The sequence below is a fragment of the Streptomyces hokutonensis genome (assembly GCF_042751305.1).
Classification (GTDB): Bacteria; Actinomycetota; Actinomycetes; order Streptomycetales; family Streptomycetaceae; genus Streptomyces; species Streptomyces hokutonensis_A.
In genome coordinates, this window is record NZ_JBHYWD010000001.1 from 582,420 (window position 1) to 597,898 (window position 15,479).

Here is a 15,479-nt window from a genome sequence, read left to right on the forward strand (position 1 = left end):
CCATCCGCGACCACCGCATTAAGCGGCCCCGCACGCCCTTGGCGGGGGGGGGGGGGGGCCGGGGGGGGGGGGGGGGGGGGGGCGGGGGGGCCGGGGCCCCCCCCCCCCGGGGGGGGGGGTCCCCCCGCGGCCGGAAGCCAGGCGCTACGACGGTCAGCGCTTCGTGTAGATGAAGCCGACCTTGTCCAGTTCGTCGCCGGAGCGGCCGTGGAAGCCGGCGATCTGCCAGCCGGACGGGGCGGTGCGGGTCACACAGTCCGAGGTGGTGGTGCCACCGGCCAGGGTGTTGCCCAGGTTGGTGGTGAACTTGGCGTAGAAGATCCGCGTGGTGTCGTTGTACTTGCTCTCGCACAGGTACGCCGACGTCACGTACTCGCCGCTGCCCAGCGTGAGCGAGGACGCGGTGCCGCCGGTCCCGCCGTGGGTGAGCGTGGTGCCGTTGGCGAGGGTGATGCCGACCTGGTCGACGCGGGAGCCGGAGCGCAGCGAGATCTTGGTGGCGCGCGCGGCGGCCGGGACGCTGGGGAGGTCCTGGTAGTAGTCGCCGTGCGGGCCGCCGAACTGGTCGCTGAGCTGGAAGTCCGCGTTCTGCGACCAGGTGAAGCCGACCGTGATCGGGTCGTGGTCGGAGAGCATCAGCCCGTCCGAGGTCAGGAACTTGGCGTGCTCGTTGTTGTACGAGGTCGCGTTGAGCGTCACCAGCTTGCTGCTGCGGTAGAGGACCTTGTCCACGACCTCGCAGGTGTTGGGCACGGTCGCCCCGGTCTGGTCGCACACCAGCGCGTCGCTGCCCTTGGCCGGTGCGACGCCGCCGCGGATCAGCTTGACCCAGGCGTCGGTGAGCCCGTTGTTCGAGGCGAACTCCGCGATCGTGTCGGCGGAGCGGGTGTAGCGGGTGTTCGTGTCACCCATCACCACGACGGCGTTGCCCGCCGAGTGGGTGCTGATGAACGAGGTCAGCTGGCTGAGGTTGTCGGCGCGGGAGGCCTCGTCGCCGTCGTTCGTACCGGCGTTGGTGTGCAGGTTGTAGAAGTCGACGTACACGCCCTCGGAGAGGCGCTCACGCATGAACGTGAAGCCCTTGGGGGTGAGGCAGTCGCCCGAGTCGATCTGGCAGGAGTTCCAGTGGACGCGCTCGAAGTCGTCCCCGTCCCAGGCGTAGTTGGAGACGGTGTTGAGCCCGCTGCCGATGCCCGCGCCGCCGCTGGTCGCGGTGCGGTAGGGGTGGGTGTCGGTGGAGTACAGGTAGGCGTGGTAGTTGAAGTCCTCCTGCACGTTCACGATGTCGTACGGGGCGATGCGCGTGCCGATCGCGGTGGTGCTCGTGTCGCGCGGCGTCGAGGCGCTGGACAGCGACTCGGGCAGCCCGGCGACGTTGTAGCTGAGCACGCTGAAACTGCCCGAGGTCGCGGCGGCGGCCGGCGTGGCGGCAGCCACCGTGAGCCCGCCCAGGGCCGCGGCAGCGGTCGCCAGACAGGCGAGAAGTCTGCGCATGGGGAAGTGCCTCCTGCGGAGTGACAGAGGGGGAGGGTGGTGCGGCGGTCATGTCGCAATGTAGCGACAAGCGCTTGCTGTGGCTCCCCTCCGACCGCACTGAATCGGGAATTCCGCGTGACGCGGGGATGGCCAAGTCCCCTTGTGCGCCCGTTTGTTGACGGTGCGGGCGGATAGCGCCCGGGGCATGGACCGCCGGTAACCGCTCAACCGGCCCGGCTGCTACGGCCGCGCCAAATGCCGCATCGTCAGCGCCAGTTGCAGCCGCAGCCGCCCCTGCGGAGTGCGTACCGGCCAGCCCAGCAGGGACTCCGCGTGGGTCAACCGGTCCTGGAGCGTGGAGTGATGGACGTTGATCTCGGCGGCCGCCGCGCGCAGGCTCGTGGTGGCGGCGACCGCGTGCAGAGTGGCCAGCAGCCAGGGCGCGTTCGCCGCCGCCGCTTCCAAGTCGTGGACGTCGGGCGGCGGTTCGGCACCCGGTACGACCAGGTCGGCGAGGAGCGCGATGCCGCCGAGCGCGTCGGCGTGCACGATCCGCTCGCCGGGGTCCTGCGCGGTTCCGTCGGCGGTGAAGCGGAGGGCGGTGCGGGCGGCGGCCCACGAGCGGGGCAGGTCCAGTACGGGGACGGCGGGCCCGATGCCCAGCCGTCCGGCGGGCAGCTCGGTGTCCGGCGGGAGTGGTTGCGGGTGTGCCGGAGTCGGCTGCGGGCCGCCGTCAGGGTGCGGCGCTGCCGACGCGGGCCGCCCGCCGCCGTGCGTACCGGTGTCCCGCGGCGCGACGACGACCCGGGGCGGCCGGTCCAGCGGGGCGACGACACGGGCCCGGGTCGCGGGGTCGGCCACGTCCAGGCCGAGGCGGCGGGCCGCGTGCAGCCGGGCCGGTTCCGGGGCCGTGGCGTCGAGCAGCGTCTCCACCAGCTCCGGATCGTCGGCGGGCACCCGGCCCCGGGTGCGGTCGAGCACGAGCCGTGCAACGCCGGCCGCCCGCTCCAGGATCACCGCGTCGACGACACTGGGCGCCGCCTCCGCCGTACGCTCCAGCCACAGCGCGGAGGCCCCGCCCGGGGTCAGCGCGAAAGACGGCCAGGAGGGATCCGGCGGCGACTCGCTGTCCCTGCGCGTGCCGTCCGCCTCGACCCGCACCCGCACCCGCCGTTCGGCGTCGACCAGTCGCGCGGCACACCCGGCCAGCACCGCCGCGCCACGCACCAGCGCCTCGAGACCGGCCCGCGACTCGGCGAGCCGATCGAAGTACCCGATGACCTGGACGGCGGCACCGGCGTCCGGATCCAGCGCGGTCAGGCGCCCGGCCAGCTCTTTCATATCTCCATGGTGCGTCATGGAACGGGTGTGGAGGAGTCCGCGGACAAGGTTCCGTCGAGGACGCGGGGCGCGGGGGAGTGCGGAGGCGACGGGTGGAATGCCTCCGGACTCCGGGAGACGCGGGCCACCGGCGCCGACCGGGACGACCCGTCACCGTGCGCGCGCCGACAGCGGCCTCCGATCGCTCCCCCCGGGCCTGCGGCCTCGTACGGAGGCCGCCCGCCCGCCTATGCCCCCAACAGCCGCCGCAGCCAGGCCAGATGGGCGGCCCGGGCCGCCTGCGACAGTGCCGCCTGCGGGGCGAAGCCGTCGAAGCCGTGGAAGCCGCCGGGCCAGACGTGGAGTTCGGCGACGCCGCCCGCCTGCCAGAGACGGGACGCGTAGGCGACGACCTCGTCGCGGAAGGTCTCCGCCGAGCCGACGTCGAGGAAGGCCGGGGGCAGGCCGCTGAGGTCCTCGGCGCGGGCCGGTGCGGCGTACGGGGACACGTCGGGGCCGCCGCGGCGGTCGCCGAGGAGCGCGGTCCAGCCGGTCTCGTTGGCCGTGCGGTCCCAGACGCCGACGCCGGCCATCTGGTGCGCGGACGGGGTGTCGTTGCGGTCGTCGAGCATCGGGCACAGCAGCAACTGGCCGATCGGGCGCGGGCCGCCGCGGTCCCGGGTGAGCAGGGCAAGCGCGGCCGACAGCCCGCCGCCGGCGCTCGCGCCCATGATGACGATCCGCTCCGGGTCGCCGCCGATCTCCTTCGCGTGCTCCGCCGTCCACAGCAGACCGGCGTACACGTCCTCGATCGGCGCCGGATGCGGATGCTCGGGCGCCAGCCGGTACTCCACCGACACCACCACCGCGTCCAGCTCCCGCGCGTACTCCAGCGCCCCGGTCACCCCGACCCGCCGGTCGCCGAGCACCATGCCGCCGCCGTGCACGTGGTAGATGACGGGCAGCGGTCCGGCCGTCGCGGGCGCGGTCGGGCGGCCGATCAGCAGCGTGACGGCGGGCTCGCCCACCGGACCCGCCACCTCGCGGTCCTCGATGTCGAAGGCCCCGTCCAGGGTCAGATCCATCGCGGCCAACTGTGCGATCCCCGGACCCCGGCGGACCTCCTCGATGTCCTCCAGCGACATCCCGGGCGAGATGAACTCCTTGATCAACTCCAGGGCTGCGGCGAGTTCGGGGTCGAACGGGGGCGGGGCTGACGTCATGCGCTTCTCCTGACGCTGGGTGCGGCGGCTCGTACGGTCATACTCCGCGCGTCTACCCCCGATCCACCCGCCGCCGTCCGGCGGAACCTCTCCGCCGGACGGCGGGTGCCCGGCCGTTCCGTCCGCCGCAGAGCGCTTGACTTCGAGAACGCTCGAAGACCTACCGTCACGAAGGACGGTGAAGGTCCGGGCGAACTGTGGAACGGAGTCGGACATGCGGGTCGGTGTGCACATCAACCGGTTCAACCATCCCGGAGGGCCCGCGGCGATCGGGCCCGAGCTGGCCGCCGCCGGCGCCGCGGCCGAGGCGGCGGGCGTCAGCTGGCTCTCGGTGATGGACCACTACTTCCAGATGGAGTTCAACGGCGGCGCCGAGGACGCCATGCTGGAGGCCTACACGACGCTGGGATTCCTGGCCGGCCACACCTCCACCGTCCGGCTCGGCGCGCTGGTGACCGGTGTGACGTACCGGAATCCGGGGCTGCTCGCGAAGATCGCCACCACCCTCGACGTGCTCTCCGGCGGCCGGGCCACGCTCGGCATCGGGGCGGCCTGGTACGACCGTGAGCACCACGGTCTCGGCGTGCCCTACCCGCCGGTCGCGGAGCGTTTCGAGCGGCTGGAGGAGACCCTGCGGATCTGTCTGCAGATGTGGGACCCGGAGGCCAACGGCCCCTTCGAGGGCAAGCACTACCGGCTCGCCGAGACCCTGTGCGTGCCCGCGCCGGTCAGCAGCCCGCACCCCGAGATCATGATCGGCGGCGGTGGAGAGAAGAAGACCCTGCGGCTGGTCGCCCAGTACGCCGACGCCTGCAACCTGATCGTGTCGACACCGGACGAGCTGCGGCACAAGCTGGAGGTGCTGCGCGGGCACTGCGACCGGCTGGGGCGCGACTACGACCGTATCCGCAAGACGATCGTCCACACCGGGGAGTCCGTCACCACGGGGGACACCGACGCCTTCCTGCGGGAGATCACCGGCTTCACGAAGCTCGGGATCGACGCGGTGATCCTGGGCCCGCGCACGGGCGAGCCGGCCGAGTGGATCGAGCGGTTCGTGGCGCCGGTGGTACCGCGCCTGGCCGAACTGGACTGACGTCAACCGACATGAAAGGGGCCGGAGTTCATAGGAACTCCGGCCCCTTTCACGGTGCAGCAAGAGGCCTCGATCAGGCGGCGACGGCCTCGCCCGCGTGGCCCTTCAGCTGGGAGAGGACCTCGGTCAGCTGGGCGACGACCTCGGCGTCCTCGGACGGGTGGGTCTCGGCGAAGCGGACCACGGAGCCGGGGATCGAGAGCTTGAGCTCCTCGATCACCTTGCCGCCGGCGATGCCCACGGCCTTGCGGGCCTCGTCCTGCGCCCACACACCGCCGAACTGGCCGTAGGCGGTGCCGACCACGACGACCGGCTTGCCGCCGAAGCCGCTGGCGCCGTAGGGGCGGGACAGCCAGTCGATGGCGTTCTTCAGGACGGCCGGGATGGTGCCGTTGTACTCGGGGGAGAAGAAGAGGAACCCGTCCGCCTCGCCGGCGGCGGCGCGCAGCTTGGCGGCGGCGGCCGGGACACTGCCCTCGACGTCGATGTCCTCGTTGTAGAACGGGATGTCGGCGAGACCCTCGAAGATCTCGATGTCGGAGCCCTCGGGCGCGAACTTCACGGCGGCCTCGGCGAGCTGGCGGTTGTGCGAGCCGGCACGCAGGCTGCCGACGAGCGCGAGGATACGAACAGACATGGGAACTCCAAGGGGGACTGAAACACTGCCGTTACGATCCGGACCGAGGTCCGCTTAAAAGTTGTACCAGCCTAAGCGGACCGCGGTCCAGTTTCATTCCCGGTGCTTTACGCTGTCTTCATGTCCAGCGCTCTGCCGCCCTTTCCGAAGCCCGAGGAGTCCATACGCGAGCCCCAGTTGCTGGAGGTCCGCTCCTTCGGCGACGAGCCGTGCCTGCGCGCCGACGCGGCCCGCAACCGCGCCAAGCTCCTTGAGGCCGCCGCCCGCCTGATCGCGGAGCACGGAGTGGCCGGCGTCACCATGGAGGCGGTGGCCACCGCGGCCCAGGTCGGCAAGGGGACCGTCTTCCGCCGTTTCGGCGACCGCACCGGCCTGCTGATGGCCCTGCTGGACCACTCGGCGAAGACGCTCCAGGCCGATTTCATGGGCGGCCCGCCGCCGCTGGGCCCCGGAGCGCCCCCGGTGGAGCGGCTGCGGGCGTTCGGTGCGGCGGTCCTGTACCGCTCGGCGGAACAGCTGGACCTGGAACTGGCCGCACAGCCGGACCCGGCCCGCCGGTTCTCCCACACCGCGCTCCTGGCGCTGCGCACCCACGTCACCATGCTGCTCCGGCAGATCCTGCCCGACGCCGACTGCGAACTGCTCGCCCAGCCGCTCATGGCGTATCTCGACCCCGCCCTGATCAACCATCTGACCAGGCAGTGCGGGATGCCCATGGAGCGTCTCGAGGCCGGCTGGCTCGACCTCGTCGCCCGCCTGACCGCCACGCCCCCGCCCTGCTGAGCCCGCCTCAGGCGTGACCGGCGAACATGTCGAGGATGCCCTGCGGGGCGTCGGCCCGGAACATCAGCTCGCCGTTGGCCGCCGAGTCCGCCGCGGCCTCCTCGCCGCGCGGGAACAGCTTCTCCTCGTAGGCGGCGAGCGCGGCCTCGGTGTCGCCCGGGTGCGCGGCCAGCGCGAGGCCCAGTTCGGCCCCGTCGAGCATCGCCAGGTTGGCGCCGACGCCCGCGAACGGGGACATCAGATGGGCCGCGTCGCCCAGCAGCGTGACCCCGGGCACCCGGTCCCAGCGGTGCCCGATCGGCAGCGCGTGGATCCGCCGCGGGGTCAGCGGCCCGTCCGCGTCACCGAGCAGCGCCCGCAGGCTCCTGTCCCAGTCGTCGAAGTGTCCGAGCGTGTACGCCTTCGCCGCCTCGGTGTCCGTGAAGTCGACGCCGTCGAACTCGTCCTCCGGGACGGCGAGCGCCGCATAGATGTGCAGGCTTCCGTCGGTCTCGCGGTGGGCCAGGAAGCCCTTGCCCGCGCCGAGCGCCATCAGCATGCCGCCGCCGACCACTTCGGCGCTCACCGGATGCCGTAGGTCGGCGTCCGGCAGGTCCGCCTCGACGAACGAGATACCGGTGTACGCGGGCCGCGCGTCCGAGAGCAGGGCACGCACCCGGGACCAGGCGCCGTCCGCGCCGATCAGCAGGTCGGTGGTGAAGGAGGTGCCGTCCGCGAGCGTCACCTCGTGCCGGCCGCCGTCCAGCGGGCGGGCGCCGGTGACCTTCGCGCCCCAGCGGACGGTGCCCTCGGGCAGGGAGCCCAGCAGCAGGTCGCGCAGTTGACCGCGGTCGATCTCGGGGCGTCCGCTGGTGCCGTCGTCGGGATCGTCCAGCAGGACCGTGGCCGCCTTGTCGAGGACGCGGGTGGCCTCGCCGCCCGGGTGGACCAGGGCCCGGAACTCCTCGTACAGGCCTGCCGCGCGCAGCGCCGGCTGTCCCGAGTCCTCGTGGATGTCGAGCATGCCGCCCTGGGTGCGCGCGGCGGGGGAGGCGTCGAGGTCGAGGACGGTGGCCTCGACGCCGTTGACGTGCAGGACCCGCGCGAGTGTGAGCCCGCCGAGTCCGCCGCCGATGATCGCGAGGGGGTGGTGAGGGGTGGTCATGGTGAACCTCCTTGAAGAGGAAGGGAGTCGGGGTGTCAGTCGGGCACGGCGGTCCGCTCGATGCCGGTGATGAGCGTCTGGAACATCCAGGACAGCCGGGCCTCGGGCGCTCCCGCGAGCAGCTCCGCCGAACGGGCCGCGATGTGCGGGTGGGTCCGGTCGGAGACAGTGCGCAGGGCTTCGGTCAGGGCGTCCCAGTCGTCCCGGGCGGTGTCGTCGGCCGAGTGCTCGGCGGCCGTCGCGGTGGCCTGCTGGAGCAGCAGGTCCACGCCCCACGCGGCCTGCGCGGGCGGGACGCCTCCCTCGTCGAGCAGGGCGAGCAGGGTCTCGATCAGGTTCAGGTAGTGCGGCCCGCTGGGCCAGGCCGTCAGTGCCGAGCGGGCGAGGCTCGGGTGCTGGAGGAGCATCGCGGTGTACGCGGTGAGGACCTGTTCCAGGCGCTCACGCCAGGAGCCCTCGGCGGGGACGGGCCCGATCGTGCCGAGCAGTTCGTCCAGGACCGCCGCGTGCAGCTCCGCGGTGTTGCGGACGTACACGTACAACGAGGCCGGACCGGTGTCGAGCTCCTGGGCCAGGCGCCGCATGGTGACCTTCTGCAGACCTTCGGCGCGCAGCACCGCCACCGCGGCGGCGACGATGCCTGCCCTGCTCAGGGCGGGTTTCGCCGGGCGTTCGCGGCGGCTTCGCGGGGTCTCGGGGCGAGCTGTCATGCCTCCACCGTAACGAACATGTTCGCTACGAACAAGGTCGTGACGAACATGTTCGTAAAATCCCGGACCATGTCGCTGTCGTGACGACCGTTCCCCCGCCGCGCTGCCCGGTCCCGGCTTCTGCCAAGATGCCGTACGTCATGGTGCAGATACCGAAAACGCCCGCAGCCCCGTCGCCCGCACCGCGCTCCGTGCCCACGAGCGCCGATGTGGCCCGCCTGGCCGGCGTCTCACGCGCGACCGTCTCCTACGTCCTCAACAACACCAGCGCCGTACGGATCAGCGAGCCCACCCGCCGCCGCGTCCACGAGGCCGCCAAGGAACTGGGGTACGTCCCGCACGCGGCGGCCCGCAGCCTGCGCGCCGGACACAGCCGGATGGTGCTGATGCCGGCGCCGCCCATGCAAGTGGGGCTCCTCTACAGCCAGTTCATCAACGAACTCCAGTGGGCGCTCAGCCGCCTCGACTACACGGTCGTGCAGCACGGTTCCGTCGGTCTGCGCGGCGACGAGGCCGCCCGCGCCTGGGCCGAACTCCGCCCGGTCGCCGTCCTGGTGCCCGGCGCCGGACTCGGCCCGCAGGGCGTCGCGGTCCTCAAGCGCTCCGGGGCGCGCGCCGTCCTCACGCTCGGCTCGGAGCCGATCGAGGGCGCACACGTCATGCTCCTGGACCACGAGGGCGTCGGCCGCTGCGCGGGCGAGCACCTCTACGACCGCGGCCGGCGCCGGATCGGCGTGGTCGTGCCCGAGGAGCCTGGCATGGGGGTCTTCTCCCGGCCCCGCCTCGAAGGAGTGCGCCGCGCCCTGTTCGGCACGGACGCCACGGTGACCGAACTCCCGCTCGCCTACAGCGAGGAGAGCGCCGCGAAGACCGCAGCCCAGTGGCGCGCTCTCGGCCTCGACGCGGTGTTCGCGTACAACGACGAGTACGCGATGCTGCTGATGCGCGCCCTCCAGGACGAGGGCGTCCGCATCCCCGAGGACACCGCCGTGGTCGGCGCCGACGACCTGATGATCGGCCGGCTGCTGCGACCGCGCCTGAGCACCGTCCACATCCAGCTCCCGTCCGGCCGTGACCTCGCCGAACTGGTCGACAACGCGGTACGCGACCCCGGCTCGGTGCCGGCCGTGCACGAACTGCTCGGCGCCAAGGTGGTGCACCGCGACTCCAGCTGAACCGGATCCGGCGAACGCGGGCCGGGGCGAACCCGCCGTACGCGACTAGAATGTTGCGTGCTCAACCAGACGGGGGTGCGTTCGATCACGGATGCGGTCTCAGACGTCTGCGCCGGATCACCGCATCCCGTCACGCGAGCGCCCCGGGACTCCAACTACCCGCGCGGGTCCCGCCGTTGACGGATCGGAGAGCCGCCATGCCCCTGCTCGACCCCAAGATCTGGCAGTCCCGCCCCCTGTCGGGCCCCGAGTACCCGGTCACCGAGCCCGCCACCGGCGACCAGCTCGCCACCGTCACGCTCGCCGCGGCCGAGGACATACGCCCTGCCGTACAGGCGGCCTCAGCCGCGCAGACCGAGTGGGCGCGCGTCCCGCACTTCGTCCGCGCCGGAGTGCTGCGCAGGGCCGGCGACCTGTTCGCCGCGCACGCCGAGGAGCTGCGCGAGTGGCTGGTGCGGGAGTCCGGGTCGATCCCCGGCAAGGCGGACTTCGAACTGCACGTCGCCGCCCAGGAGTGCTACGAGGCCGCCGCGCTCGCCTCCCGCCCCGCAGGCCAGGTCCTCCCCTCGGAGGCGCCCCGGCTGTCGTACACCCGGCGTGTCCCGGTCGGCGTCGTCGGCGTGATCGCGCCGTTCAACGCCCCGCTGATCCTCTCCATCCGCTCGGTCGCCCCGGCGCTCGCCCTCGGCAACGCGGTCGTCCTCAAGCCGGACCCGCGCACGGCGGTCTGCGGAGGGCTGGCCCTCGCGGCGGTCTTCGCGGAGGCGGGCCTGCCCGAAGAACTCCTCCAAGTCCTGCCCGGCGGCGCGGAGGTGGGGGCCGCACTGGTCGCCGACCCGCAGGTGCCCGTCATCTCCTTCACCGGCTCAACTGCCGCCGGGCGCGCGGTCGGTGAGGCGGCGGGGCGTCATCTCAAGCGCGCACACCTGGAGTTGGGCGGGAACTCGGCCCTGATCGTGCTGGCGGACGCGGACCTGGACGCGGTGATCTCGACGGCGGCCTGGGGTTCGTTCTTCCACCAGGGCCAGATCTGCATGACGACCGGGCGCCATCTCGTCCACGAGTCGCTCTACGAGGAGTACGTCGAACGCCTCGCCGCCAAGGCCGAGTCGCTGGCCGTGGGCGACCCGCACCGTGCGCAGGTCCACCTGGGCCCGATCATCGACGGTGCCCAACTCGCCAAGATCCACGGCCTCGTCGAGGCCAGTACGGCGAGCGGCGCCAGGCTCGCGGCGGGCGGCACGCACGAGGACCTCTTCTACCGGCCGACCGTCCTCGCGGGCGTCGACGACGACACCCCCGCCTACGCGGAGGAGGTCTTCGGCCCGGTGGCGCCGGTACGGTCCTTCGCCACCCCCGAGGAGGCGGCGGCGCTGGCCGCGACCGGACCGTACGGCCTGTCGCTCGGCATCGTCACGCGCGACGCGGCCCGCGGCCTGGACCTGGCGGAACGCATCCCGACCGGGATCGTCCACATCAACGACCAGACCGTCAACGACGAGGCCGTGGCACCCTTCGGCGGGGTCGCCGCGTCCGGCACCGGCGCCCGCTTCGGCGGCGAGGCCAATATCGAGGCCTTCACCGACGTGCGCTGGACGACGGTGCGCGCAGACGTGGCGTCGTACCCGTTCTGAGAGGGCTGCTTACTTGCCGTTCTGCTCGGCCTGCGCCTGCTGCTCGGCGACCGACTTGCGGACCTCGTCCATGTCGAGCTTGCGGGCCTGGCCGATGACGTCCGTCAGTGCGGCCTCCGGCAGCGCGCCGGGCTGGGCGAACACGGCGACACGGTCACGGACGATCATCAGCGTGGGGATCGACTGGATGCCGAAGGCCGCGGCCAGCTCGGGCTGGGCCTCGGTGTCGATCTTGCCGAAGACGAGGTCGGGGTTGTCCTCGGCCGCCTTCTCGTAGACCGGGGCGAACTGACGGCACGGCCCGCACCAGGACGCCCAGAAGTCGATCAGGACGAAGTCGTTGTCCGTGACCGTCTGGTCGAAGTTCTCCTTGGTGAGCTCCACGGTGCTGCTGCTCATGACCTGATTCCCTCTTCCTCGATGTGGGGGCGAAGCCGTCCCGGACAACACGGTCGTCCGGGCCCGTATTCCGCGCCCCTACCCGTGTGGCCTCAGCGCACACCACCCAGCAGACTGGCCCCATGACGGAAACGGAATCCATCGAGTACGACGTCGTGGTGGTCGGGGCCGGGCCCGTGGGGGAGAACGTCGCCGACCGCACCCGTGCGGCCGGTCTCTCCACCGCGGTCGTGGAGAACGAACTCATCGGCGGCGAGTGTTCGTACTGGGCCTGCATGCCCAGCAAGGCCCTGCTGCGCCCGGTGATAGCCCGCGCCGACGCCCGCCGCGTGCCCGGCCTCGGCCATCTCGTCCAGGGCCCCCTCGACACCGCCGCGGTCCTCGCCCACCGCGACTACGAGGCCTCGGGCTGGAAGGACGACGGCCAGGTCCGCTGGCTCGACGGCATCGGCGCCGACCTCTACCGCGGCCACGGCCGCCTCGACGGCCCCCGCCGGGTGACGGTCACCGGCCCCGACGGCGTACGGCACGTCCTCACCGCGCGGCACGCCGTCGCGGTCTGCACCGGCACCCGCGCCCTCCTCCCCGACCTGCCCGCACTCGCCGACGTCAAGCCCTGGACCAGCCGCGAGGCCACCAGCGCCCAGGCCGCGCCCGGCCGGCTGATCGTGGTCGGCGGCGGGGTCGTCGCCGTCGAGATGGCCACCGCCTGGCAGGCCCTCGGCTCCCGGGTCACCCTCCTCGTCCGCGGCAAGGGCCTGCTGCCCCGCATGGAGCCCTTCGCCGGCGAACTGGTCGCCGACGCGCTGAGCGAGGCAGGCGTAGACCTGCGCACCGGCACGTCCGTCACGGCGGTGACCCGCGAGAACGGCTCCGTCGTCGCCGTCACCGACAGCGGCGACCGCATCGAGGCCGACGAGATCCTCTTCGCCACCGGACGCGCCCCGAAGACCGACGACATCGGCCTCGACACGATCGGCCTGGAGCCGGGCTCCTGGCTGCCGGTGGACGACTCGCTGCGCGTCCAGGACAGCGACTGGCTGTACGCCGTCGGCGACGTCAACCACCGCGCCCTCCTCACCCACCAGGGCAAGTACCAGGCACGCATCGCGGGCGCCGCGATCGCCGCCCGCGCCTCCGGAGTGCCGCTGCTGGAGACCGACCCGTGGGGCGCCCACGCGGCCACCGCCGACCACGACGCCGTACCCCAGGTCGTCTTCACCGACCCGGAGGCCGCGGCCGTCGGCCTCTCCCTCGCCGAGGCGGAGGCCGCCGGCCACCGCGTCCGCGCCGTCGACGTCGAGTTCTCCTCGGTCGCCGGCGCCGGCCTCTACGCCGACGGCTACCGGGGCCGCGCCCGCATGATCGTCGACCTCGACGACGAGACCCTGCGCGGCGTCACCTTCGTCGGCCCCGGCGTCGGCGAACTGATCCACTCCGCGACCATCGCCGTAGCCGGCCAGGTCCCGATCAACCGCCTGTGGCACGCGGTCCCGTCCTACCCCACGATCAGCGAGGTGTGGCTCCGCCTGCTGGAGGCCTACCGGGGCTGAACACCCCTGCTGCCCTACGGCAGTTGAAAGCCGAGCGCAGCCGACGCCTCGACCGGTGCCGGCTGCGCCCAGCGCTCCGCCATCGCCTCGTTGGACGACAGCGAGCGCAGCTCGGCCCGGTCCAGATAGAGCATGCCGTCGAGATGATCCGTCTCGTGCTGCACGATCCGCGCGGGCCACCCGGTGAACACCTCGTCCACCGCCCGCCCGTGCTCGTCCTGCCCGGTCAGCCGCACCGAGGCGTGCCGCGCCACCACGGCCTGCCAGCCCGGCACGCTCAGGCATCCCTCGAAGAACGCGGCCCGTCCGTCGCCGACCGGCTCGTACGCCGGATTGACCAGCACCCGGAACGGCTGCGGCACCCGCCCGCGCACCACCCGCACCTCGTCCGGCACCGGCGCCGGGTCCTCGATCACCGCGATCCGCAGCTCCACCCCGACCTGCGGGGCCGCGACGCCCACACCCGGCGCCGCGTGCATGGTCACGCGCAGCGCCTCAATGAACCGGGCGAGCAGCGCGGGCTCCAACTGGCCGTCGAACGGCTCGGTTCCGTGCCGGAGCACCGGGTCACCGGCCGAGACGATGGGCAACGGACCGCCGACGGCGAGGAGTTCCTCGACTCGGTCGGCCAGGGGCGCGCGATCACTGAGAAGTGCCATCGCGCCAGGATGTCATGACCTCCACCGCGACCCGAACGTGACGCACGCCACTCCAGCCCGCGGGAACTCGGCGCCTCCGCCCGCCGACTACTGGACCACTACGGCTACGACACACCTCCGCCCGCCTCCTCGTCCCCTGCCACCCGGAGAAGCCCGCTCATGTCCACCGCTCCCTCGACCGCTCCGGCCGAGGTCCCGCAGGAGCCCGCCCCGGCACCGTCCGCCAGCCGCTGGGCCCCGCTCCGCCCCCTGATCCTGCGCCTGCACTTCTACGCCGGAGTGCTCGTCGCCCCGTTCCTGCTCGTCGCCGCGACCACCGGCTTCCTGTACGCCGGTGCCTTCCAGGCCGAACGGATCGTGTACGCCCATGAGTTGACCGTCCCCGTCGGTGACCGCGAGCTGCCGATATCGGAGCAGGTGGCCGCCGCCCGCAAAGCACACCCCGAGGGCACGGTCTCGGCGGTCCGGCCCTCCCCGGAGGCCGGCGCCACCACCCGCGTCATGCTCTCCGGCGTCGAGGGCGTCCGCTCCGACCACACCCTCGCGGTGTTCGTCGACCCGTACACCGGGAAGGTGCGCGGCGCGCTGGAACAGTACGGCTCGACCGGCGCGCTCCCGCTGCGCACCTGGATCGACGACCTGCACCGTAATCTGAACCTCGGCGAAACCGGCCGCCTGTACAGCGAGTTCGCCGCGAGCTGGCTGTGGGTCATCTCGGCCGGCGGCCTTGTCCTGTGGTTCTCCCGCCGCCGCGCCCTGCGCAAGGTGCGTGGCACCAGCGGACGGCGCCGCACCCTCGGCCTGCACGGCACGGTGGGCGTCTGGGCCGCCGCCGGTTTCATCTTCCTCTCGGCGACCGGACTGACCTGGTCGACGTACGCGGGCGCCAACATCGACGAACTCCGCACCTCCCTGGGCCAGTCCACGCCCTCCGTGTCCGCCGCCGCGAGCGGTGAACACGCGGGCCACGGCGGCTCCACCGCGACCGGCGACGCCGAACACGGAGTCGGCCTCGACAAGATCCTCGCCGCCGCGCGGGCCGAGGGGCTGGGCAACCCCGTCGAGATCGTCCCGCCCGCCGACGCGAACTCGACGTACGTCGTCAAACAGGTCCAGCGCAGCTGGCCCGAGAAACAGGACACGGTCGCCGTCGACCCCACCACCGGCAAGGTGACCGACGAACTCCGCTTCGCCGACTACCCGTTGCTCGCCAAACTGACCCGCTGGGGCATCGACCTGCACACCGGCGTCCTCTTCGGCCTGGCCAACCAGATAGCCCTGATGCTGCTCGCCGCCTCCCTGATCCTGCTGATCGTGTGGGGCTACCGTATGTGGTGGCAGCGCGGCCGGGGTTCCTCCTTCGGCCGCCCGATCCCGCGCGGCGCCTGGGCCCAGCTGTCCCCCCTGGTCCTCGTCCCGTGCCTGGCGGTGATCGCCGTACTCGGCTATTTCGTCCCGCTGTTGGGTATCCCGCTGGCCGCGTTCGTCGCGGTGGACGTGGTGCTGGGCGAGGTGGCCCACCGCAAGGGCCGCCGGACGTACGCGAATTGACGACACATGCGGAGGGGGGCGGGGGGGGGGGGGGGGGGGGGGGGGGCGCGCGGGGCGGGGGCCCCGGCGCAATGAGCGATACAAGAACAGGCGCGCCCGGCCCGCCGCCGGGGGGGAGG

14 protein-coding genes are annotated in these 15,479 nt (G+C 72.7%); 6 read left to right on the forward strand and 8 right to left on the reverse strand.

What is annotated here, in order from left to right; genetic code table 11:
- Window positions 1–153: 153 nt before the first annotated feature.
- The 3 genes from ACFXC1_RS02625 to ACFXC1_RS02635 form a co-directional block, all read right to left on the reverse strand.
- Window positions 154–1,494, reverse strand: coding sequence for a jacalin-like lectin (locus tag ACFXC1_RS02625; RefSeq protein WP_381237751.1), 1,341 nt, complete (start codon window positions 1,492–1,494; stop codon window positions 154–156).
- A gap of 222 nt (window positions 1,495–1,716) precedes the next feature.
- On the reverse strand, window positions 1,717–2,817 hold the full coding sequence (locus tag ACFXC1_RS02630) for a helix-turn-helix domain-containing protein (RefSeq protein WP_381237754.1): 1,101 nt from the start codon (window positions 2,815–2,817) through the stop codon (window positions 1,717–1,719).
- Between the two features lie 227 nt (window positions 2,818–3,044).
- Window positions 3,045–4,019, reverse strand: coding sequence for an alpha/beta hydrolase (locus ACFXC1_RS02635; RefSeq protein ID WP_381237757.1), 975 nt, complete (start codon window positions 4,017–4,019; stop codon window positions 3,045–3,047).
- Between the two features lie 214 nt (window positions 4,020–4,233).
- Between ACFXC1_RS02635 and ACFXC1_RS02640 the strand changes: the two genes are divergently transcribed.
- On the forward strand, window positions 4,234–5,115 hold the full coding sequence (locus ACFXC1_RS02640; RefSeq protein WP_381237760.1) for an LLM class F420-dependent oxidoreductase: 882 nt from the start codon (window positions 4,234–4,236) through the stop codon (window positions 5,113–5,115).
- Between the two features lie 73 nt (window positions 5,116–5,188).
- Here the strand turns inward: ACFXC1_RS02640 and ACFXC1_RS02645 are convergent, their stop codons facing one another.
- Window positions 5,189–5,752, reverse strand: coding sequence for an NAD(P)H-dependent oxidoreductase (locus ACFXC1_RS02645; RefSeq protein ID WP_381237763.1), 564 nt, complete (start codon window positions 5,750–5,752; stop codon window positions 5,189–5,191).
- Window positions 5,753–5,854: 102 nt separating this feature from the next.
- Here ACFXC1_RS02645 and ACFXC1_RS02650 point away from each other — a divergent pair, with 102 nt between their 5' ends.
- Window positions 5,855–6,535, forward strand: coding sequence for a TetR/AcrR family transcriptional regulator (locus ACFXC1_RS02650; protein ID WP_381237766.1), 681 nt, complete (start codon window positions 5,855–5,857; stop codon window positions 6,533–6,535).
- A 7-nt stretch (window positions 6,536–6,542) separates the two neighbouring features.
- On the opposite strand, the gene ACFXC1_RS02655 is transcribed toward ACFXC1_RS02650, so the two are convergent.
- Entirely contained in the window at window positions 6,543–7,679 is a 1,137-nt protein-coding gene (locus ACFXC1_RS02655; RefSeq protein WP_381237769.1) for an FAD-dependent oxidoreductase, read from the reverse strand.
- Between the two features lie 35 nt (window positions 7,680–7,714).
- The gene (locus tag ACFXC1_RS02660) at window positions 7,715–8,389 is read right to left on the reverse strand and encodes a TetR/AcrR family transcriptional regulator (protein WP_381237772.1); all 675 of its coding nucleotides are present in this window, start codon (window positions 8,387–8,389) and stop codon (window positions 7,715–7,717) included.
- Between the two features lie 140 nt (window positions 8,390–8,529).
- Between ACFXC1_RS02660 and ACFXC1_RS02665 the strand changes: the two genes are divergently transcribed.
- Window positions 8,530–9,564 (forward strand): LacI family DNA-binding transcriptional regulator, encoded by a 1,035-nt coding sequence (locus ACFXC1_RS02665; protein ID WP_381239407.1) that lies wholly within the window; start codon window positions 8,530–8,532, stop codon window positions 9,562–9,564.
- A 197-nt stretch (window positions 9,565–9,761) separates the two neighbouring features.
- The gene (locus tag ACFXC1_RS02670) at window positions 9,762–11,198 is read left to right on the forward strand and encodes a benzaldehyde dehydrogenase (RefSeq protein ID WP_381237775.1); all 1,437 of its coding nucleotides are present in this window, start codon (window positions 9,762–9,764) and stop codon (window positions 11,196–11,198) included.
- A gap of 9 nt (window positions 11,199–11,207) precedes the next feature.
- Here the strand turns inward: ACFXC1_RS02670 and trxA are convergent, their stop codons facing one another.
- Entirely contained in the window at window positions 11,208–11,597 is a 390-nt protein-coding gene (gene trxA / locus ACFXC1_RS02675) for a thioredoxin (protein WP_019068403.1), read from the reverse strand.
- Between the two features lie 122 nt (window positions 11,598–11,719).
- On the opposite strand from trxA, the gene ACFXC1_RS02680 reads away from it, so the two are divergent.
- Complete coding sequence (locus tag ACFXC1_RS02680; protein WP_381237779.1) at window positions 11,720–13,150, forward strand: dihydrolipoyl dehydrogenase family protein; 1,431 nt, start codon at window positions 11,720–11,722, stop codon at window positions 13,148–13,150.
- Between the two features lie 14 nt (window positions 13,151–13,164).
- Here the strand turns inward: ACFXC1_RS02680 and ACFXC1_RS02685 are convergent, their stop codons facing one another.
- Window positions 13,165–13,809, reverse strand: a complete 645-nt coding sequence (locus ACFXC1_RS02685; RefSeq protein ID WP_381237782.1) for a peptide deformylase — start codon at window positions 13,807–13,809, stop codon at window positions 13,165–13,167.
- Window positions 13,810–13,968: 159 nt separating this feature from the next.
- Here ACFXC1_RS02685 and ACFXC1_RS02690 point away from each other — a divergent pair, with 159 nt between their 5' ends.
- Window positions 13,969–15,360: a PepSY-associated TM helix domain-containing protein gene (locus ACFXC1_RS02690; RefSeq protein ID WP_381237785.1), complete on the forward strand. Its 1,392-nt coding sequence runs from the start codon at window positions 13,969–13,971 to the stop codon at window positions 15,358–15,360.
- Window positions 15,361–15,479 lie beyond the last annotated feature (119 nt).

Coding starts and splice junctions, on each gene's coding strand:
- ACFXC1_RS02670 (WP_381237775.1), top strand. CDS start 9,762: ATGCCCCTGCTCGACCCCAAGATCTGGCAGTCCCGCCCCCTGTCGGGC.
- trxA (WP_019068403.1), bottom strand. CDS start 11,597: ATGAGCAGCAGCACCGTGGAGCTCACCAAGGAGAACTTCGACCAGACG.
- ACFXC1_RS02655 (WP_381237769.1), bottom strand. CDS start 7,679: ATGACCACCCCTCACCACCCCCTCGCGATCATCGGCGGCGGACTCGGC.
- ACFXC1_RS02630 (WP_381237754.1), bottom strand. CDS start 2,817: ATGAAAGAGCTGGCCGGGCGCCTGACCGCGCTGGATCCGGACGCCGGT.
- ACFXC1_RS02690 (WP_381237785.1), top strand. CDS start 13,969: ATGTCCACCGCTCCCTCGACCGCTCCGGCCGAGGTCCCGCAGGAGCCC.
- ACFXC1_RS02640 (WP_381237760.1), top strand. CDS start 4,234: ATGCGGGTCGGTGTGCACATCAACCGGTTCAACCATCCCGGAGGGCCC.
- ACFXC1_RS02645 (WP_381237763.1), bottom strand. CDS start 5,752: ATGTCTGTTCGTATCCTCGCGCTCGTCGGCAGCCTGCGTGCCGGCTCG.
- ACFXC1_RS02660 (WP_381237772.1), bottom strand. CDS start 8,389: ATGACAGCTCGCCCCGAGACCCCGCGAAGCCGCCGCGAACGCCCGGCG.
- ACFXC1_RS02680 (WP_381237779.1), top strand. CDS start 11,720: ATGACGGAAACGGAATCCATCGAGTACGACGTCGTGGTGGTCGGGGCC.
- ACFXC1_RS02625 (WP_381237751.1), bottom strand. CDS start 1,494: ATGCGCAGACTTCTCGCCTGTCTGGCGACCGCTGCCGCGGCCCTGGGC.
- ACFXC1_RS02665 (WP_381239407.1), top strand. CDS start 8,530: ATGGTGCAGATACCGAAAACGCCCGCAGCCCCGTCGCCCGCACCGCGC.
- ACFXC1_RS02635 (WP_381237757.1), bottom strand. CDS start 4,019: ATGACGTCAGCCCCGCCCCCGTTCGACCCCGAACTCGCCGCAGCCCTG.
- ACFXC1_RS02685 (WP_381237782.1), bottom strand. CDS start 13,809: ATGGCACTTCTCAGTGATCGCGCGCCCCTGGCCGACCGAGTCGAGGAA.